The 20,313-nt window shown below is 58.3% G+C and carries 17 protein-coding genes and 1 other RNA gene; 9 read left to right on the top strand and 9 right to left on the bottom strand.

All coding sequences use genetic code 11. The features are described from left to right. Window positions 1–182 precede the first annotated feature (182 nt). Window positions 183–1,955 (top strand): CvpA family protein, encoded by a 1,773-nt coding sequence (locus B5G42_RS07750; protein ID WP_242961166.1) that lies wholly within the window; start codon window positions 183–185, stop codon window positions 1,953–1,955. 44 nt (window positions 1,956–1,999) lie between these two features. Here the strand turns inward: B5G42_RS07750 and B5G42_RS07745 are convergent, their stop codons facing one another. The 5 genes from B5G42_RS07745 to B5G42_RS18120 form a co-directional block, all read right to left on the bottom strand. Continuing rightward, window positions 2,000–3,379 (bottom strand): alanine/glycine:cation symporter family protein, encoded by a 1,380-nt coding sequence (locus tag B5G42_RS07745; RefSeq protein ID WP_087268704.1) that lies wholly within the window; start codon window positions 3,377–3,379, stop codon window positions 2,000–2,002. A gap of 75 nt (window positions 3,380–3,454) precedes the next feature. After that, window positions 3,455–4,057 carry a pentapeptide repeat-containing protein gene (locus B5G42_RS07740; RefSeq protein ID WP_087268702.1) on the bottom strand — a complete coding sequence of 201 codons (603 nt, stop codon included), beginning with the start codon at window positions 4,055–4,057 and terminating at the stop codon, window positions 3,455–3,457. 143 nt (window positions 4,058–4,200) lie between these two features. Next, window positions 4,201–4,974 carry a sporulation transcription factor Spo0A gene (gene spo0A / locus B5G42_RS07735; protein WP_343286694.1) on the bottom strand — a complete coding sequence of 258 codons (774 nt, stop codon included), beginning with the start codon at window positions 4,972–4,974 and terminating at the stop codon, window positions 4,201–4,203. Window positions 4,975–5,223: 249 nt separating this feature from the next. Next, on the bottom strand, window positions 5,224–6,309 hold the full coding sequence (gene spoIVB / locus B5G42_RS07730; RefSeq protein ID WP_242961164.1) for a SpoIVB peptidase: 1,086 nt from the start codon (window positions 6,307–6,309) through the stop codon (window positions 5,224–5,226). Continuing rightward, window positions 6,306–6,503, bottom strand: a complete 198-nt coding sequence (locus B5G42_RS18120; protein ID WP_162611064.1) for a hypothetical protein — start codon at window positions 6,501–6,503, stop codon at window positions 6,306–6,308. The genes spoIVB and B5G42_RS18120 overlap by 4 nt, the downstream gene beginning before the upstream one ends. A 36-nt stretch (window positions 6,504–6,539) precedes the next feature. On the opposite strand from B5G42_RS18120, the gene B5G42_RS07725 reads away from it, so the two are divergent. Next, entirely contained in the window at window positions 6,540–7,055 is a 516-nt protein-coding gene (locus tag B5G42_RS07725; protein ID WP_087268693.1) for a DUF6512 family protein, read from the top strand. Between the two features lie 256 nt (window positions 7,056–7,311). Next, window positions 7,312–9,546 (top strand): bifunctional metallophosphatase/5'-nucleotidase, encoded by a 2,235-nt coding sequence (locus B5G42_RS07720; protein ID WP_206406170.1) that lies wholly within the window; start codon window positions 7,312–7,314, stop codon window positions 9,544–9,546. A 61-nt stretch (window positions 9,547–9,607) separates the two neighbouring features. Here B5G42_RS07720 and B5G42_RS07715 read toward each other — a convergent pair whose 3' ends face one another. Then, entirely contained in the window at window positions 9,608–9,856 is a 249-nt protein-coding gene (locus B5G42_RS07715; protein WP_087268687.1) for a TIGR03905 family TSCPD domain-containing protein, read from the bottom strand. A 200-nt stretch (window positions 9,857–10,056) separates the two neighbouring features. Here B5G42_RS07715 and B5G42_RS07710 point away from each other — a divergent pair, with 200 nt between their 5' ends. Both B5G42_RS07710 and B5G42_RS07705 read left to right on the top strand, forming a co-directional pair. Continuing rightward, on the top strand, window positions 10,057–10,617 hold the full coding sequence (locus B5G42_RS07710) for a TetR/AcrR family transcriptional regulator (RefSeq protein WP_242961163.1): 561 nt from the start codon (window positions 10,057–10,059) through the stop codon (window positions 10,615–10,617). Between the two features lie 183 nt (window positions 10,618–10,800). Next, a complete protein-coding gene (locus B5G42_RS07705) occupies window positions 10,801–12,096 on the top strand; it encodes a cation:proton antiporter (RefSeq protein ID WP_275532436.1) in 1,296 nt (431 codons plus the stop codon). A gap of 60 nt (window positions 12,097–12,156) precedes the next feature. On the opposite strand, the gene B5G42_RS07700 is transcribed toward B5G42_RS07705, so the two are convergent. From B5G42_RS07700 to B5G42_RS07690, 3 genes are all read right to left on the bottom strand, one after another. Then, a complete protein-coding gene (locus B5G42_RS07700; RefSeq protein WP_087268681.1) occupies window positions 12,157–12,639 on the bottom strand; it encodes a DUF4358 domain-containing protein in 483 nt (160 codons plus the stop codon). Window positions 12,640–12,684: 45 nt separating this feature from the next. Beyond that, window positions 12,685–13,983: an S-layer homology domain-containing protein gene (locus tag B5G42_RS07695; protein WP_087268678.1), complete on the bottom strand. Its 1,299-nt coding sequence runs from the start codon at window positions 13,981–13,983 to the stop codon at window positions 12,685–12,687. Between the two features lie 249 nt (window positions 13,984–14,232). Beyond that, complete coding sequence (locus tag B5G42_RS07690; RefSeq protein ID WP_087268675.1) at window positions 14,233–16,824, bottom strand: transglycosylase domain-containing protein; 2,592 nt, start codon at window positions 16,822–16,824, stop codon at window positions 14,233–14,235. Between the two features lie 297 nt (window positions 16,825–17,121). Here B5G42_RS07690 and B5G42_RS07685 point away from each other — a divergent pair, with 297 nt between their 5' ends. The 4 genes from B5G42_RS07685 to B5G42_RS07670 all read left to right on the top strand — a co-directional run bounded on the left by B5G42_RS07685 (window position 17,122) and on the right by B5G42_RS07670 (window position 20,198). Beyond that, complete coding sequence (locus tag B5G42_RS07685; RefSeq protein ID WP_242958817.1) at window positions 17,122–17,442, top strand: DUF1292 domain-containing protein; 321 nt, start codon at window positions 17,122–17,124, stop codon at window positions 17,440–17,442. A 3-nt stretch (window positions 17,443–17,445) separates the two neighbouring features. After that, window positions 17,446–17,647: non-coding RNA, 6S RNA (gene ssrS / locus B5G42_RS07680), on the top strand. Window positions 17,648–17,827: 180 nt separating this feature from the next. Continuing rightward, a complete protein-coding gene (locus tag B5G42_RS07675; RefSeq protein WP_087268669.1) occupies window positions 17,828–19,426 on the top strand; it encodes a peptidylprolyl isomerase in 1,599 nt (532 codons plus the stop codon). Window positions 19,427–19,478: 52 nt separating this feature from the next. After that, entirely contained in the window at window positions 19,479–20,198 is a 720-nt protein-coding gene (locus tag B5G42_RS07670) for a tRNA threonylcarbamoyladenosine dehydratase (protein ID WP_087268665.1), read from the top strand. Window positions 20,199–20,313 lie beyond the last annotated feature (115 nt).

Here is a 20,313-nt window from a genome sequence, read left to right as displayed (position 1 = left end):
CAATGGGATTTTGTACGAAGTTTTGCTCCCTTTCTCCCTCTGCTCCGGCAGGTTTTTCCACTCATTTTATGGAAATTTAATGCCTGTTCAGTTGCCTTTTCCACCACTATGGGCTATACTACCTTTATCAGTCCCTTCTGATACTGAAAAAAATGTCGAAATTGCCTAAAGGAGAAACGTTCATGGAACAGCAACCGGCCAAAAAGGCTCACGGGCCCAAAAGCAAGTCCGGAAAACTGGTGCTCTGTATTGTACTCACCATTTTGATCGGCTTGGTCTATTTCTATGTGGCTCTGCCCCCTATCAATCCCCAGTCCGGCGATTTTTATGTCTTTATCGCCGTGTTGTGTATCGTATTTGTGGTCACCTCCATTCTCACCTCCGGCATGGACCTGATCCGGGACGGCAGTGGGCCCAAGGACTACCTGCGCTTCATCAAATCCCGCTGTCTGCCGGCCGGCATCCTGCTGCTGGTTCTCATCGCCATCGGCATCGTGGGCACCCTCATTTCCCTGCCTATCTTCCGGGCCGGGGCCTACCGGGATCTGCTCACCGTGGAGGACGGCAACTTTGCCACCGACATCGCCGAGATCTCCTTCAACGAGATTCCCACCCTGGACGAGTCCTCCGCCGAATACCTCAGCGACCGCCAGATGGGTACCCTCAGCGATATGGTGAGTCAGTTTGAATATTCCTTTGACTCCACCCAGATCAACTACCAGGGCCGGCCCGTCCGTGTGGCTCCCATCGCCTACGCCGACTTGTTCAAATGGTTTACCAATCGAGGTACCGGTCTGCCCGCCTATGTGATGGTGGACATGGTTACCCAGGAGGCCACGGTGGTCCGGCTGGAGGAGGGCATGAAATACTCCTTCTCTGAGCCCCTTAACCGCAACATCGAGCGCCACCTGCGCTTCAACTACCCTACCTTTATCTTTGGCACGCCTCAGTTTGAGATCGACGAGGAGGGCCACCCCTACTGGATCGCCCCCCGCATTGTCAAGACCATCGGCCTGTTCGGCGGTGACGATATCCAGGGTGCGGTGCTGGTGGACGCCATCACCGGTGAATGCACCTACTATGAGCTGGCCGATATCCCCAGCTGGGTGGACAACGTGTTTACCCCTGAGCTGATCATGCAGCAGTATGACTATCATGGCACCCTGGTCAACGGCTTCATCAACTCCATCTTCGGCCAGCGGGACGTGACCATCACCACCAGCGGCTCCAACTATATTGCCCTCAACGACGACGTGTATATGTACACCGGCGTTACCTCCGCCAATGCCGACCAGTCCAACCTGGGCTTCCTGCTGTCCAATCAGCGTACCAAGGAGACCAAGTTCTACTCCGCCCCCGGCGCCACTGAAGCGGCGGCCATGTCCTCCGCGGAAGGTGTGGTCCAGGACCTGAAGTACACCGCCACCTTCCCGCTGCTGCTTAACATCGCCGGGGAGCCCACCTATTTCATTCCCCTGAAGGACGCCACCAATCTGGTGAAGAGCTACGCCATGGTCAACGTGGCCCAGTATCAGGTGGTGGCCACCGGCTCCACCGTATCGGCCTGTGAGCAGGAGTATATCAAGCTGCTCAACAATAAGGGCATCACCACCCCGGATGAGACCCCACGCACCGAGGTCTCCGGCGTGATCAGCGACATCCGCTCGGCAGTCATGGAGGGCAACTCCTACTACTTCATTCAGCTGGAGGGCGATCCCACCTACTACGCCATCTCTGCCGCTCAGAATCCCCTGGCTGTCATTCTCAATGTGGGCGACCAGGTGACCATCCAGCACACCCCCGCTATCGATGGAGAGACCTCCTCCATTCTGGATGGTTCCACCATCACTCTGGACGGAGCGGCCCAGCCCGCTCCCTCGCCAATCGTCACTCCCGCACCCCAGGAGGAGACCGATACCGGGGAAGCTTCTCCCTCCCCTGCTCCGGCGGAATAAGATTTCTACAAAAAGCGCACGCTGCATCAGCAGCGTGCGCTTTTTCATCTCTGTTTGTTTTTCCACTCCCGCAGCAGGGCCAAAGCCTCCGGGGACAGCAGCAGCAGGGCGAACAGGTTGGGCAGTGCCATGAGCCCGTTGAAAATATCCGCCAGCTGCCACACCGCTGTTACGTCGGCTACACTGCCCCACACCAGCGCCCACAAAAATACCAGCCGGTAGATCCACCGCCAGCGGTTGGAGCCGCTCAGGTAGGCCAGCCCCCGCTCGCCATAGTAGCAGCACCCCAGGAGGGAGGTGAAGGCGAACAGCAGCAGGCATACCGACACAAAAATTTCCCCAAAGGGACCGAATACGGTGGAAAACCCCGCCGCCGACAGGGGGGCGCCCAGCATCTCCGGCGTCACCTGCCCCTTTTGGATGGCGGCCAAAGCCTCCTCCGGTTGATAAACTCCGGTAGTAAGGATCACCAGCGCGGTAATGGAGCACACCACACTGGTGGCCACAAACACCTCAAAAATGCCCCACATCCCCTGCTCCGCCGGTTCTCTGGTGTCGGCGGCGGCGTGGGCAATGGAAGAGGAGCCCATGCCCGCCTCATTGGTAAATACCCCTCGGGCCACACCGTACCGCAGCGCCGCCGCCATGGAGTAGCCCGCGCCGCCCCCCAGGGCCGCCTTGGGGGTAAATGCCCCCTCCACGATCTGCCTCAGCGCCCCGGGCAGGGCCTGGGCATGGCAGCAGAGTACCACCATCCCGCCGCCCACAAAGAGGAGGGCCATACAGGGCACCAGGGTCTCGCTCACCTTGCCGATGCGGCCAATGCCCCCTACCACCACCGCCCCGGTGAGCAGAGCCACCACGATGCCCACTGCCAGCGGGTCCAGCCCAAAACCGGCATGAAGGGCAGCTGAGATGGAGTTGGCCTGCACCATATTGCCGCCCCCCAGGGAGGCGGCCACACAGCACAGGGCAAACAGGGTGGCCAAGGCGGGGCTCCCAAGCCCCTTTTCCATGTAGCACATGGGTCCGCCCTGCCAGCAGCCCTTCTCGTCCTTTTCCCGGTAGCGCACCGCCAGGATCTTTTCCACACAGCCGGTCATCATGCCCAGGAAAGCAGATACCCACATCCAGAATACCGCTCCCGGCCCGCCGTAAAAGATGGCGGTGGCCACTCCGGCGATGGAGCCTGTGCCAATGGTGGCCGCCAAAGCGGTGGACATGGCTTGAAGCTGAGTCAGCCCCCGCCCGGTACCTTTTCTGGCTTTTTTGCCCAGTGCCCCTGCCGTGGTCCTGAGCCACAGCCTGCAATGAATTACCTGAAAAAAACCGGTCCGCACCGACAGATACAGGCCCGTCACCAGAAACAGGCCCAGCAGCCACGGCTTCCAGATCAGATCGGCCAGCCGCTCTAATCCGGTCATAGCCCCACCCCCTTGTCCCAGAGGTATGCGGACAGGGGCGGTTCCATGCCTGTATCTTGTCCGAAGCCGGAATGCTCAGAGCAGTTGTACCCCCAGCAAAGGGGCCAGATCCACCGCCTGTGCTGGGTTGATCTTCAGCCCCCGCAGCTCCTGCAGGCTCTCCGACACGGTAATGCCCTGGATCTGGCAGTCGGACAGATCCAGACCCTTCAGCGGAGTCCGAAAAAAGTCCACCCTCTGAAAGTTGGACCCATGGGGCTCCAGGCCGCTTACCCGGGCCTCCGCCATGGAAGCCTCCCGCAAATCGCAGCCGGTCAGACTAACCCGGTTCCACAGGGATTTGGAAAAATTCCCATAGCGAAAGCTGCTGTCGGTCACCGAGCAATCCTTCCAGCGGCTGGAGATCATCTTCACGCCGTCTCCCTTGCACCCGGACACCCGGCACTTGTTCCACACCGTATCCAGAAAGCTGCAGTTGGAAAAATCACAGCCGTCAAATTCCGACTGATAAAAAGCCGCTTTGGAAAAATCGCACCGCTCAAAACGGCATTTATAGAACCGGATCCGGGTATACTCCAAGTGGGACAGATCCAGTCCCACAAGCTGTTCCTGTTCAATGGCCAGATCCTCCAGGTCCCGCTCTTCGGTTCTGGCCCAATGTAATTGCTGCACCAGCATGATGGTCACGCCTCCTAGGGGATACGCCCCGGCAGCGGGGCGCATCCTGTCTGCTTATGTTATACTCCTTTTTTGTCCGGCTGTGTAGAGAAAAACGCGCCCGGCTCCGGGGAGTTCCCCGTCTGCCGGGCACATCACAGCCTTCACCGCTCCTTCTGCTGCAGTTGGAGCCGATCGGCGATCATGGCAATAAATTCCGAATTCGTAGGCTTTCCCTTGGCGTTGGAGACCGTGTAGCCGAAGTATTTTTGCAGTGTCTCCAGATCGCCCCGGTCCCAGGCCACCTCGATGGCGTGGCGGATGGCCCGCTCCACCCGGGAGGCAGTGGTGCCAAAGCGTTTGGCCACCTCGGGGTAGAGAATTTTTGTGACCGCGTTGATCACATCCATATCCCCCACGGCGATGATAATAGCCTCCCGCAGATACTGGTAACCCTTGATGTGGGCGGGCACACCGATCTCATGGATGATTCCCGTCACCACATTTTCCAGCCGTCTGGCCCGCTCTTCGCCGTCATCCCCTTCCTCCGTCTCCTGAAGGGCGGCCAGCTGGCGGACCCGCTCGGCCACCGCCGTCAGCCGGCAGGGCTTGAGCATATAGTAATCCGCGCCGGTGGATGCAGCCAGCTCAGCCACGCTGCCCCGGGCAAATCCGGAGAGCACCAGCACCCGGGGTCTGGCTTCGGCCTTGGACAGCGCCTGCAAGACCTCCACCCCATCCATCTGGGTCAGCACCAGATCCATCACCAGCACATCCGGCGCCAGACGCTCTGAAAGCTGAAGCGCCTCTTCTCCATCTCCTGTGGCTCCCACCACCTGCATGCCCGCTTCCCCTTCCAGCTGTTCCACCAGAATACGGCGAAATTCTTCGCTTGCATCCGCTACCAGGACTTTGATTCTCCGTTCCAATATTGACACCCTTTCCAGCAGGCTCCTCCTGCTCCACATTTGCCGCCTGGCCAAGACTGATTACCGGTTGGCTATAATTTACCATAATCAGACAGCAAGCGCAAGGGTTTTGCTGGTAATTTATGGTTATTTCTCTTCGACTTCGTTCGACTTTTCCGCAGAAATCCGACAGCGGCCTCCTTTTCTCTGCAAGATCCCCCGCCGTTCCTCCAAAAGAGACGCCGGGAGCGGCGAGCCGCTCCCGGCGTTTTAGGCGTATCAGACTTCCGTTTTCCCAGTTTCCGCCTGCTCCAGCATATGCTCTGCCAGGATGCCGTAGCCCTGGGTGGGATCATTGACCAGTACATGGGTCACGGCTCCCACCAGTCTGCCGTTCTGGAGGATGGGCGAGCCGCTCATTCCCTGCACAATGCCGCCGGTGGTATCCAGCAGTCGGGCGTCGGTGACTCTCAGCATCAGATTGCGGGTATCTCCCTCTTTTTCGGGAAAAATACGGGTGATCTCCACCTCATACTCCTCCACCTGATCGCCGGCCACATTGGACAAAATGACCGCCGGGCCCACCTGGACCTGGCTGCGTTCCGCCACTGGTACCGGCTCCATGCCGTCAGTCATGGTCTCATCACTGATCTGGCCAAAGACGCCGCTGCAGGTGTTGGACCACAGTACCCCCAGATCACGGTCGGTCTGAAAGGCTCCGTGGAGTTCCCCCGGCGTTCCCTTCACGCCCTTCTGCACATCGGTGACTTTGGAATAGAGGATGGACCCAGACTGCATAGGCATCAGCTTTGCCGTATCCACATCGTTGATACCGTGGCCCAGAGCGCCGAAGGTACCAGTCTCAGGATCGCAGAAGGTCATGGTGCCGATACCTGCCATGGAGTCTCTGATCCAGGCGCCCAGTTTATACTGCCCGTCGGCACTGCACTGGACCGCCTGGGCGGTAAACTGGACCTCTTTGTCGTCCCGCACCGCACGGATGCTCATGGTCTGGTCCCCCACCTGCTGCAGCACGGCCTGGACCTCTTCAATGCTGTCCACTTCTTCCCGGTTGATGTGGGTGATGATATCCCCTTCCTTCAGCCCACAGTCCCGGGCCGGGGTGTGACTGCCGTCAGCCGCCGTCACCTCACCAAAACCAACCACCATCACGCCGTCGGAAAACAGTTTAATCCCTACGGTACGGCCCATGGGGATCACTTCTCTGGTTTCCGCCGCCCTGACGGGCTGGAACCAGGCCGCCCAGGCAAGCAGCAGCACTGCTGTCAGCACCGCGCCCACCCAGGGCCTGATCTTTGGTTCTTCTTTTCCCATTTCGCTGTCCACGCTCCTTCCCAAAATCATTGGCGTTTTGTACGCCTGTTACTAATATGGTTTTCAAATGGACGAACCACGCTGGCAATGAAATGTTCCTTTGGCTTGGTACTTTTTTCCAACTGCCGCCCGGCAGATTGTTGGCGCTTTGCCCCTGTTCTTTTCTCCCCCTGTTTCCTGCTTTTTACCTGGAGGCTCTGTGGTATTTTTTCTTTTGTTTGCATATGTTACGGCATATAAGACGAAAGGATGTGTCCGCCATGCCGCGCCTGAGCAAGACCGAGTGGATCGCTTTTGTTGCCGCCACAGTGGCCGGCGCCTGTCTGCATTTCCTCTATACCCTGCTTCCCTGTCCTGCCACCGCTCTGGTGGCTCCGGTGCGGGAGAGCCTGTGGGAGCACGTCAAACTGCTCTACTGGCCCTGCCTCATTGCCGGGCTGGCTCTGCGCCGCCGGCAGCCTGAGCTGCTGGGACAGCGTGCCTTTGCCCTGCTGGCGGCCACGGCCGGAATGCTGGGAATCGGCTACCTTTACCACATTCCTTTTCAGGGGGACTCCCTTATCTTTGATATCGTCCTCTATCTGTTGATGATGGCAGTATTTTTCCTGCTGCCCTATCTGCTCCACCAGCCCTTCTGGCAAAACTTCCGGGAAGTGCTGGTCCTGCTGGTACTGGTGCTGGGAATCGCCACACTTCTGTTCACCTTTCTGCCTCCCAACGGTCTTCTCTTTACCGATCTGTCCGGCACTCCCACCTGGGTCACCCTGCCCTGCTGAAGCAAGTCCCCGGAGCGTTTCTCCGGGGACTTGTTGTCTTTTCCACCTTTCTGCCTGTTTTACCAAAACCACATAAAATTTACCTGCTTTCTACACCGGACCCCTTGTATTTTTGTTTCCGTTTTGTTACCATTATGATATCCGATTTGCCCACATCCAGAGGAAATCTTTATGTGCCGCGGATGCGTTCAGGCTCCATCCAGCCAGCCGAAAAGGTCCCCTCCGGTAGGGCCCGGAAGGAAAGGTGGAATGTTTCATGAGAAAACACACACGCAAGTTCCTGTCCCTGTTCCTCTCCCTGTCCATGGCCAGCAGCTTCTGCATCCCCGCCATGGCTGCCGAGGGGGACACCACCGCTGCTACGGATGACGGTATTGTGGTGCTGTACACCAACGACGTCCACTGCACCAGCGACGACGGTATGTCCTATGCCGCCATCGCCGCCTATAAGGCCGAGATGGAAGCCAGCTACGGCGCCGACAACGTTACCCTGGTGGACAACGGCGACGCCATCCAGGGCGGCATCCTGGGCTCCCTGTCCAAGGGCAGCTGGATCGTGGACATCATGAACAATGTGGGCTACGACATTGCCATCCCCGGCAACCACGAGTTCGATTTCGGCATGGATACCTTCCTGGACATCGCCAAGAACCAGGCTGAGTACACCTATGTCAGCTGCAACTTCGTGGACGCCGACGGCAAGGCCGTGCTGGAGCCCTACACCATGGTCACCTACGGCGACGTGGACGTGGCCTATGTGGGTATCTCCACTCCCGAGACCCTGACCAAGTCCGCCCCCGCCTACTTCCAGAACGACAAGGGCGAGTACATCTACGGCTTCTGCCAGGATAAGGACGGCAAGGCCCTGTACGACCAGGTCCAGGATACTGTGGATGCCGCCCGCAAGGCCGGCGCTGACTATGTGGTGGCCCTGGCTCACCTGGGTGAGGACGCCCAGAGCTCTCCCTGGATGTCCACCGAAGTCATTGCCAATACCACCGGCATCGACGTGGTGCTGGACGGCCACTCCCACACCACCGAGCCCTCCAAGACCGTGAAGAACGCCGACGGTGAGGACGTGCTCCTGAGCCAGACCGGCACCAAGGCCGAGTCCGTGGGCAAGCTGGTCATCGCTCCCGACGGCACTATGACCACCGAGCTGGTTGCCCTGGCTGACGTGGATACCACCTCTCAGGCCTACACCACCGCCAAGACCTTCATCGAGGGTATCCAGGCTGAGTACAAGGCCATGTCCGAAGAAGTGGTGGCTACTTCCTCCGTGGACCTGACCATCAACGATCCCTACACCGGTGAGCGTGCTGTCCGCTCCGCCGAGACCAACCTGGGCGACCTGTGCGCCGACGCCTACCGCGTGCTGCTGGGCGCTGACATCGGCTTTGTCAACGGCGGCGGCGTCCGCGACAACATCGCTGCCGGCGACATCACCTACGGCAACATCATCGCCGTCCATCCCTTCGGCAACCTGGCCTGCCTGGTTGAGGTCTCCGGCCAGCAGATCCTGGATGCTCTGGAGCTGGGCTCCATGCAGGCCGGCGTGTCTGAGAGCGGCGGCTTCCTGCAGGTCTCCGGCATCAAGTACACCGTGGACACCTCCATCCCCACCTCCGTGGAGCTGGACGACGCTGGTAACTTCGTGAAGGTGGCCGGCGACCGCCGGGTCAAGGATGTTCAGGTTCTGAACAGCGAGACCGGCGAGTACACCGCCATTGACCCCGAGGCCACCTACACCCTGGCCTCCCACAACTATATGCTCAAGGACGGCGGCGATGGCTATGCCATGTTCGGCGCTGACAACGTGAAGATCCTGAAGGATGAGGTCATGGTGGACAACGAGGTCCTCATCAACTACATCAAGGACGAGCTGGGCGGCGTGGTAGGCGAGCAGTACGCCAATCCCAGAGGCGACGGCCGCATCACCGTTCTGTACGCCGATGCTGACTTCTCCGCCTGGTACGGCGAGGCTGTCCGCTATGTGGTGAACAATGATATGATGAGCACCACCAACGGCTTCAGCTTTACTCCCTTCGGACAGGTGAGCCGCGCCACCGTGTATCAGGTGCTGTACAACATGGAGGGTGCTCCCGCCGTGGAGAAGACCACTGTTACCGACACCGAGGGCAAGTGGTACTCCGACTGCATCAACTGGGCCGCTTCCGTGGGTCTGTTTGAAGGCACCACCTTCGGCGAGGATCAGACTATCACCCGCGCTGAGATCGCCGATCTGATCGCCGCCTATGCCGAGTACAAGGGCATCCAGGCCCCTGCCGCCGACGGCTCCATGGAGAAGGCTCCCGACTATGCCTCCATCCCCGCTGAGTCTCTGGACGGCATGACCTTCTGCTACTACGCCGGCATCATGACCGGCAACGAGGCCGGCCAGCTGATGCCCGCCGGTCAGCTGACCCGGGTGGAGTTTGCTCAGGTTCTGTCCAATTTCGGCGCCCTGACCGCCGAAGAGCCCGCTGCCTGAGGCTTACTCCCGTGTGTACCAAAAAGCTGGGGCGTGCATATGCACGCCCCAGCTTTTTTATTCAAGCCTGTGCTGCCTGTTTCAGCGCCTGGGCCAGCTGGTCCGGGCAGGAGGTGGCTTTGAATCCGCAGCGGATTCCCTCCAGCCGCCGGATGGCCTCCTCCACCTTCATGCCCTCCACCAGACGGGAGATCCCCTGAAGGTTGCCGTTGCACCCGCCCTGGACCTGCAGGGAGCGGATTACACCGTTCTCCACATCCACCACCATGCGGTTGGAGCAAACGCCCCTGGGATGATAATCAATGGTCATATTTCTCTCTCCTTTGATGTTCCCGTTTAACGGGGCAAATCATACCATACTTTGGACAGGATTGCAATTCTTTATACCACTGTGGTATAATAAGCGCAAAAGCCGCAGATGCGCGGCTGTACATTTATACACCCGCCCTTTGTGCTATAAAGGGTAGGCTGCGCCTGTTACACCAGTCTGAATGAGAGGAGGTGTGCCCATTGGCTCCCAGCACCAAACTGGCGCTTGCCAATTCTTTGCGGCGACTGCTGCAGAAGAAGTTCTTGGACGATATTACCGTCAAGGAGATCGTAGAGGACTGCGAAGTCAACCGGCAGACCTTCTATTATCATTTCCAGGATATCTATGATCTGCTCCACTGGTTTCTGGAGCATGAGACCGCCGAGGTCCTGCAGCCCTGCACCTCCTGGCAGGAGGCTTTGATGGCCACCTTCCACTACATACAGGAGAACCACGTCATCATCTATCACATCTACCGCTCCAGCGGCCGTGAGCACCTGGACTGCCAGTTCTTCACCATGTCCCACGCCTTGACTGCCAAGCTGCTGGATACTGCCGCCGAAGGTCTTGTCCTGGCGGAGAGAGACCGGGAATTTCTCATTGATTTCTATATGTACGCCCTGGCCGGTACCATGCTGGGCTGGCTGGCCGACGACATGAAGGAGGAGCCCTCGGAACTGGCTGCCCGCATCAGCTTTTTGCTGGAGGATGAATTCCGGCGGGTGGCTCAGCGTTTTTCCTCACCCCCTCAGCCATCCTGATTTATCCATATATGTATCACCCCGGTAGGAATTGTCTCAGACAGTTCTTCCCAGGGAATTTTCTTGTCAGTTTTTTGAGTTGAATTATGACAGCAGCCTGAAATTCTATCCAGGTTGCCAGTTGATTTTTTGGCCAAAATAAACTACCATTTATAGTGCATTTTTACTACACTAGAGAGAGGGGTGTGGGATACGAGTTATCACTTTTTATTTGAGATCGCGGTCATCCTGTTGAGCACCAAGGTCATGGGAATTGTAACCAAGCGGTTTGCGCTGCCCCAGGTCGTCGGCGCACTGTTGGCCGGACTGCTGCTGGGCCCCGCTATGCTGGGCGTGCTTCAGGAAACCACGCTGATGGACCAGCTGGCGGAATTGGGTGTTATTGTCCTCATGTTTAACGCCGGTCTGGAGACTGACCTGGGCGAACTGAAGAAGGCAGGCGCATCTGCATTCATCATTGCCCTCATTGGTGTTCTGGTCCCGCTGGCAGGCGGCTTCGCACTGGCCTGCTTCTTTAATGCCGGCGCCGACACCTTCCTGCAAAACGTTTTTATCGGCGTGATTCTGACCGCCACCTCCGTCAGCATCACGGTAGAGACTCTGAAGGAGATTGGGAAGCTGTCCACCCGTTCGGGCAACGCCATTCTGGGCGCCGCCATCATTGACGATGTGCTGGGCATCGTGGCGCTCACCATCATCACCAGTATGTCGGGCACCGGCGCCAATGTGCTGATGGTCCTGCTGAAGATCGCAGCCTTTTTCGCCATCAGCGTGGTGGTATGGATCGTGCTTCACCGGATCGTGGAGTGGTGGTTCAAGCGATATGACCGGGATAAACGCCGGTTTGTTGTCATTTCCTTTGCGTTCTGCCTGCTGTACGCCTACTTTGCCGAGGAAGTATTCGGCGTGGCCGACATCACCGGCGCCTATATCGCCGGTCTGATCTTCGCCAAGACCCCCCGGGTAGCTTACTTGCAGGATCGCTTCGATACCCTGTCTTACACGCTGCTCTCCCCCATCTTCTTCGCCAGCCTGGGTCTGAAGGTGGTACTGCCGGATATGAGCGGCTCCATCGTTCTTTTCTCCGTCCTGCTGATCCTCTTGGCTGTAGTCTCCAAGGTGGTGGGCTGCGGGCTGGGCGCCAAACTGTGCCGCTACTCCAATCAGGATTCCCTCCGCATCGGCGTGGGCATGATCTCCCGCGGCGAGGTTGCCCTGATCGTGGCCAACAACGGCATTGCGGCGGGGCTGATGAACGATGACTTCTTTGGTCCCGTGGTACTGATGGTTATCGCAACCACCATCCTCACCCCCATTTTGCTTAAGCTTGTCTACCGCGGCAAAGAAAAGGACTACAGCGACCTGCAGGAGAGCGAGCTGGTCAACCGCTATGAAGACGCTGCCGCCTTCGATTTGGCCGCTCAGGCCCTGCTGGAAGATCACGAACGACTCCGCGATAGTTCTCACAATCAAAAATAAGAACGCAAAAGCTCCGCTGCTATGGCAGCGGAGCTTTTGTTTTTCTAACTACTAACTAAATCAGCCGTTCAGGTAGCTGTTGTACAGCTCCACCAACTCGTCCTGCTGGGGAGAGATGATGAGCCGCACATACACGCCGTCCCGCTTGACCTCGCTCTTTTCCACGATGGCGTACTGATCGGGCAGATAGTTGTTGAACTCGTTGCGGCGGGCGTCCAGCCGACTCTGCAGCTTGCTCTCCACCGTCTTGGCGCTGTCCTCGTCCTTGGCCTTCACCAGCACGATCTCCTTGGCGGTGATGCCATCTGCTGCAAGGTTGGCGGCAAAAGCCTCCATATCCTCACTCTGGATGCCGTAGAAGTTGAGCATATCGTCCTGACTCAGCTCAATGCCACCCTCAATCGGGGCTTTCTCCAGCATGGCGTCCATCACTTTCGCCACATCCATATCGGCGGTCTTTGTCCCGCCGCTGCAGCCAGCGGCGCTAACCGCCATCATGACAGCCAATGCCAGCAGCAGTATGCTGCGTACTTTCTTTTTCATACGATCACCTTTCCGCGGTTTCTACCGCACTGTTTTTCCATCCGGTCAGCTGTTCTGACGGGCGGCTGCATCCTGCTTCAAATAATCCACCCAGATCCGGCAGGCCTCATCGGTGAAGTGCATCCCCATACCGGAGGCATCGCTGCAATAGGAATCGGGCAGATAGCCTTCCGCGTCGGTAAGCACCGAGGCGATGTCCACATAGTAGTAGCCGTTGCGGTCACACATCTCCTTCAGCTTCTCATTGTACAGCCGCAGGTTGGCGTTGTTCAGCACCTTTTTCTCATTGCCCTTGTGGATGGGAGTGGCCGACTGGACAAAGATCTGCAGATCGGGGGTCTTTTCCTTGATAAGCTTGAGCAGCGTCTCCATATTGGCCACCGAGCCGTCCACGCCATACAGGCCCACATCATTCATACCCAGCAGGATATAGAGTTTCTTGGCGCCGCAGGCGTGGACCGAGTCCTCCAGACGCATCTTGGTGCCCTGGTAGAGGGGATGCACCGACTCGTCGCTGACCTCCCACAGCGCATTTCCGCTGCCCAGGCTGCCGGCGGTAAGGAACTGGGCCTTGCCCAGATAGTCCGGATCGCTCTGGCGCATCTTGGTCACATATCCGGTCAGCTTCAGGGATACCGAGTCGCCTACAAAGACCACGTCGTCAAACCAGGCCCACTCATCTTCAGGTACTGCCGTGGAAACCGTGGGGGTGTCGCCCCCTTCGATCTTGCCGGCCAGATCCAGTGTTTTATAGAGGAGCGTGGCGGTCTCGCTGCGAGTCACCGGCTGGTGGGGCGCCAGAAGTCCGTCCCCGGTGCCGCTGACGATCCCCCTGGCGTACAGATCACCAATGGCCGCCAGGGCCCAGTCGCTCACCGTGTCCACGTCCTGGAAATCAGCCAGTCCGCCTGACAAGCCCTCTTTCTGCTCCACACCGAATACCGGCAGGGCCCTCCACAGGAAGGTAAAGGCCTGCTCCCGGTCCAATGAGGCCGCCGGGGAGAATTTCGTCTCAGAGGTACCCTGAGAGATCCCCTGCTCTACCGCCCAGCCCACCGCCTGATAGCAGGCGTCCTCCGGGCGCACATCGGTAAAATTGGGCGTGGCTCCGGACGGGCTTCCCGCCGCCCGCCACAGGCTGAGCACAAAGTCACCCCGATTGATCTGGACCTCCCCCAGGAAGTTTCCAGTCTTGGTGGTGTACATCACATCATGTTCCACCATATAGGACACATAGGGGTAGGACCAATGATCCTGTGAAACATCCTGAATGGTGACCCCGGACGATCCGCCGGTCATCAGTGCCCCAGCCAATAAAAATGCGACCACCTGTTGGATCAGCATAATGTTCCCTCCTGCTGTGATTTGGCTTCAGTGTATCAGATTTTTCAGGTTCCGTCCAGAGAAACAGGAAGATTCTTTTTGCTCTATTTTCCTTTTCTTCCACAATGATACGGATGCGCGCTTTAACATCGTTGCGGCTCAACGGCTTTGCCCTTCTCCGACATATTTCTTACGATTTTGTGATAGACCGCAATGTTAAAAGAGGAGGAGCCACCCAAAGGCAGCTCCTCCGCTTTCATACTGATTGGCTCATCCGGCGGGAACGTATGGTTCCTCCGGCGGTGTCTCCGGCGTAGGCGCGGGAGACGGTGTTACGCTGGGCTCCGCCGTCTCTCCACCGGACCCGCCCGAATCTGTAGGCTCCGGCGGAACCGTGGGATAGGTGGCCGGGTTGGCGGGATCAAAGCCAGGCCACTGCTCCTGGGTAGGCCAGGTAGATTGGTCCTCCAACCGGAAGGTAGAGGGATCATACTCATCCGGCTCCGGCGGCTCCGGCTCCGAGGTGTGGACCGTACAGCTGCCCTGGGACTCCAGATACGCCTTGGTATACTGGTTGCTGCTGTCTCCGCTGGCCAGTACGCCGATAGACTTCACTGTACCCTCGGTGATCCCCAGCGCCTCGTTTGCCTCTCTGGGACAATAGTCGCCGGCCAGATGGTACAGGCCCTCGATGGGATTGCCGTCGGCATCCAGAATGGGAGAGCCGGTACAGACGTCCACCATCGTGTGCTGGTCGCAGTTCTCTACCGGCACATCCTCCGCGAAGAGGTACATCTGGTAGACCCGGTCCCCTCTGGGATCGCTGAGACAGGCCTCGGTGGCCCGCAGCCCGCTGTCCTTACACAGCTGTACCGGCGTCAGTCCGCTGGCCTGAGTGAAGTTCTTGTTATCCAGGCCTTCATGGACCTGACTCATGACCTTCTGCCACAGCACCGCCGCCGGGTTATTGCTGGCATAGATCCGCTCAGGGGTCTTATAACCCACCCACACAGCCGCAGTATAATAGGGCGTATAGCCCACAAACCAGCGGTCGTTGTTGGCGGTGGTGGAACCGGTCTTACCGGCCACCGTCATGCCCGAGATACGGGCGGCGGTACCGGTACCGTTGCTTACCACGTTCTTGAGCATCTCATTCATATAATAGGTGGTCTTGGTGGAGAGAATGACTTCTTCTTCCGTTTCCGTGTTATCCAGCAGCACCTCTTCCACACCGTCCACCTCACGGGTAACCTTGGTGTAGGTCCGGGGCTCGATATACACGCCGTCCCGGGGGAACACCGAGTAGGCAGCCGCCATATCCATCACGCTGACACCGTGGGTCAGACCGCCCAGAGCCATCTGGCTGGAGCCGTAGTCATTCTTGACCTCACCGTTGCTCAGATAGGACTCCTCCAGGTCAATGTGGAAATTCTGCTCCACAAAGTCAAAGGAAGTTTCCGCCCCCATCTCCTCCAGAATACGCACCGCCACAGGGTTGGAGGACACCTCCACGGCGGTATTTACGGTGATATCGCCGCGGTAGGTCTGAGGATTGTTCAGAGGCCAGTTCTTTCCGTTGAGCACACGCACCGGTTCATCGGCATAGACCGAGGCCGGCGTAATCATACCCAGCTCAATGGCCGGCGCATAGACCGACAGGGGCTTGATGGAGGAACCGGGCTGACGGACAGTGCCGCTGGCCATATTGAGCACCCGGTTGGCCGTCTTTTCGCCTAGGGCGCCCGCCAGGCCCACCACATTGCCCTCGGGGTCAATGATGACAATGGAGGATTGGATATCCTGTCCCTTGGAGGAGGTAAGCACCAGACTGTTCTGATCGTAATAGACCGATTCCACAATGGACTGGATGCGGGTATCCACACAGGTGTAGATCTTCAGGCCGCCGGAGTACACCATGTTCTCCGCCAGCTGCTCGGAGTAGCCATATTCCTCCATCAGGTCGTTGATCACATCGGTGATGACCTGCTCGTCGTACCAGTTGTAAATGGTACTGGGCTTCTTTTCATCTTCGCTGCGGGTGAACACCAGTTCCTCCGCCACAGCTTCATCGTACTCCTCCTGGGAGATCATGCCCAGGTCCAGCATCTTCCACAGCACCAGCTCCTGGCGCTGCTTGTTGCGCTCCCGGCCGGTGGTGACCTCGCCGGTCTCCTCATTGGTGATACGAATGTTGGAGTTGGGGCCATACAGGGTGGGGTTATTGGTGATGCTGATGAGGCTGGCGCACTCGGCCAGACTCAGCTCGGACACGTCCTTGCCAAAGTAGTTTTCGGCGGCGGTTGCCACACCGTAACAGTTGTCGCCCAGATAGATCAGATTCAGATACCACTCCATGATCTGCTCCTTGGAGTAGGTGGCATCAAAGTCAAGGGCGGTAAAGATCTCCAGGATCTTACGCTTGACGGTGACGTCGTCATACTGGGTGGCGTTCTTAATGAGCTGCTGGGTAATGGTGGAGCCGCCCTGGATATCCTTTCCGGTGAACATGAGCAGCACGCCGTTGAGGGTACGCTTCCAGTCCACGCCATTGTGGGTCAAAAATCGCTCATCCTCAATGGCAATGGTGGCGTTGACCAGATTTTCCGGGATCTGATCGTAGGTCACTTTCTTACGGTTCTCTGTACCGTGAAGGGAAAGATGTTCCTCGTATTCTCCCGTCTCCTGGTTCATATAATAGATGGTGCTGGTCAGGTTCATATCAAAATTGGCGTCCAGATGGGCCTGAGGCAGGATGACTGTTTTGATATAGACCATGGCGAAGCAGACGAGGATGATCCCGGTGATCAGCATGACCAGCAGGAAGGTCCCCACCACCTTGCCCACGATTCCCAGGATATGCATCGCGGGACTGTAGGTCTTTTCGCTCCGGCGCCTGGGCGGCCGGGGACTTTGATTGGATCTTGACGGCAAAATGACACCTCCGTATTGGGTAAGCAGGCTTTTGGTACTGCTATCTGCAACTAAAGCTTACAGAGAATCGATGTTATTATATCACGTTCTCACCTGTTGTCCACCCTCTTTCCCGGCTTTTTTGTATCCATTCCGTGATCTAAAAAAATTTTAGCACGTCCTGCTCTTGCATTTTACTCAACTACAAGCTACAATAGAGACGACACTAAGGAAGGTATGGTGCCATCTATGAGTGAAGAATTTGGCCCTGATTTCATCACCGTTACCGATGAAGAGGGCAACGAGTTTGAGCTGGAGCACGTTGATACCCTGGACTACAACGGTCAGACCTATATGGCCTTTTTCCCCGCCATTCAGGGCGAGGAACAGGAGGACGGCGTGGAAGAGGTGGACCTGGACGACGAGGAAAACGGCCTCATCATCCTGAAGGTGGTCCATGTGGACGGCGAGGACCAGCTCTCCACCCTGGACAGCGACGAGGAGCTGGAACTGGTCTATCAGCAGTTTATGGAAGCTCTCTTCGCTGACGAAGACGAGGAACATTCCTGAACATGATTCCTGCTCGGTGCGTGACGGGTTTTATTTAAACCCACATCTCTTAAACGGGACGCCCCCTCATGGTGCGGACTGCAGGCCTCCCGGCGCCCCTTCGAGGGACGGCTGGAAGTTGGAAGCAACGAAACATCATGGAGGCGACCCACCTGCCATTTCGTGCAGGTTTTAAATGGATCCGCACGGCCAGAGCGGGGCCCCCACGAAACTGTGGTTTCGTGGGGTTTTCTTATATCCGCAAATCTGAACAAAGTGTAAAACTGGTTTTTAGGCTTGAAAGACAGGCCCTTTTCCTGTATAATACAGGCTTGTCTATACAGATTTGGATGTACAGCCACCCCTGCCGACGGCAGGAACATTGACGAGAGGACTGAAGCAACAAATGAGCGCATCCAGAGAAAAAAAGCAGCGCCGGAGCGATCCCGAGCAGGGCTTGACCCAAAAGCAGCGGGCTGAGCTCCGGGAGCAGAAGGCCGCCAAGCAGAAAACGGTATTGTATACCGCCATCGGCGTGATCATCGCCATCCTGGTAGTCATTCTGCTGGTGTGGCACTCCGGTATTTTCCAGCGCGGCGCCACCGCCCTCACCGTGGACGGCCGGAATTATAATGTCAACGATGTGGAATACTATTTCTACGCGGCCATGGTTGAATCCTATTCCAACGGCGCCTCCTTTGATCCTCAGACCGACCTGCGTGAGCAGTATGTGGACGAGGAGCAGACCCAGACCTACTATGACTACTTCCTGGAGCAGGCCATTACCGACCTGACCGAAGTGGCCGCTGTGGAGAATGCCGCTGAGGAGGCCGGGTATACCTTTACCGACGAGGATCAGGCCACCGTGGACAATTCCATCGCCTATATGAAGAGCTATGCCGCCCAGCTGGGCGCCAGCAGCTTTGAGGGCTACCTGAGAAGCACCTATGGCAAGTATATGACCGTGGGCGCCTATGAGGACTGTGTCCGTCGGGATGTGCTGGTTTCCAGCTATAAGAACGCCTATATGGACGGTCTGGATATCACCGGCGACGCCATCCAGACCTACTATGACGAGCACAAGAATGATCTGGACAGCTTCACCTTCCGCTCCATCCAGATCGACGGCACCGCTCCCAGCGGCACCGACGAGGAGGGCAACACCGTGGAGCCCACCGAAGAGGAGTCCGCCGCCGCCATGCAGGCCGCCAAGGCCAAGGCCGACGAGTTCGCCGCTGCCGTGGAGGCTGCCGAGGACAAGGAGGCCACCTTTGCCGAGCTGGCTCCCAACTATGTGTCTGAGAGCAGCAAGGAGAAGTATGAGAGCGATCCTGACTACTCCCTGACCACCGCTCTCTCCGGCACCAGCGTCTCCAGCCGCACCTACGGCGAGTGGATGCTGGATGCCTCCCGCACCACCGGCGACGTGGGCGTGGTGGAATATGATACCGGCTACTATGTGGTGCTCTTCCAGGAGCGTTACCTGGACGAGACTCCCACTGCCGACATTCGCCACATCCTCATCAAGGCTGAGCTGACCCAGGAGGATGATCCCGCCACCGAGGATGTGGACGAGTCCACCGTTCCCACTCAGGAGGCTCTGGACGCCGCCAAGGCCGAGGCCCAGTCCCTGCTGGATGAGTGGAACGCCGGCGACAAGACCGCCGAGTCCTTCGGCGCTCTGGCCGAGGCCAACTCCGATGATCCCGGCTCCAACACCAACGGCGGCCTGTACGAGAAGGTCTACAAGGGCTACTTCACCATCTTTGACAGCTGGCTGTTTGGCGAGGAGAGCCGCCAGCCCGGCGACACCACCCTCATTGAGAACACCAACTCCGGCCAGCAGGGCTGGTGTGTGGTCTACTACCAGGGTGCCAACGATCCCGTCTGGAAGCTGGACGCCGACAGCGCCCTGCGTCAGGACGGTATGAACACCTGGCTCACCGGCCTGACCGAAGGTCTGGAAGCGGTCCAGGGCGACGGCATCAAGTATGTAAACGACTAACGACCAAAAGGCGGACGGAGCCCAGCCCCGTCCGCCTTTTTTCGGAGGCTTTATGGACGAAAAATTCTTACGCACCCAAATGCTGCTGGGCGACCAGGCTATGGAGCGCCTGACCGCCGCCCATGTGGCGGTATTCGGCCTGGGCGGCGTGGGCAGCTGGTGCGCCGAGGCCCTGGCCCGCTCCGGCGTGGGGGCCCTCACTCTCATCGACCATGACGAGGTGGGACTCACCAACCTGAACCGTCAGGTGGAGGCCACCCTGTCCACCCTGGGCGTGCCCAAGGCCCGGGCCATGGCAGACCGCATCGCCGACATCAATCCCCACTGCCGCACCACGGTCCGGGTGGAAAAGTACGAGGCCCAGAACCGGGAGTCCTTCTTTTCCACAAAGTACGACTACATTGTGGATTGTATCGACCTGGTGTCCTGCAAACTGGACCTGATCGAGACCGCCATCACCCGAAACATCCCCATTCTCTCTGCCCTTGGGACCGGCAACAAGCTGGACCCCTCCCTGTTCCGCATCGGGGACATCTCCAAAACCGAGGGCTGTCCCTTGGCTCGGGTGGTCCGCAAGGAGCTGCGGGCCAGAGGCATCCACCACCACCGGGTGCTGTGGTCCCCGGAGGAACCCAAGGCAGCCACCCAGCATGAGGCTCCTCCCCCCGGCCGCCGCTCCGTCCCCGGCAGCGTAGCCTGGGTACCGCCCGTAGCCGGGCTCATGATAGCCGGCGATGTGGTACTCACACTGTCCGGTCTGCAAACCGTATAAAAACATCCCTCCGCCGGCAAACTAAGGCCAACGGAGGGATGTTTTTTGCGTCAGAATCATGGAACATGGCTCCGCCCCGCTCTGGCAGGAGGGGCGGCGGGCTTAGTCAACGGTT

Source organism: Flavonifractor sp. An91 (assembly GCF_002159225.1).
GTDB classification, from domain to species: Bacteria; Bacillota; Clostridia; order Oscillospirales; family Oscillospiraceae; genus Flavonifractor; species Flavonifractor avicola.
This window is presented reverse-complemented; position numbering and strand designations above follow the sequence as displayed.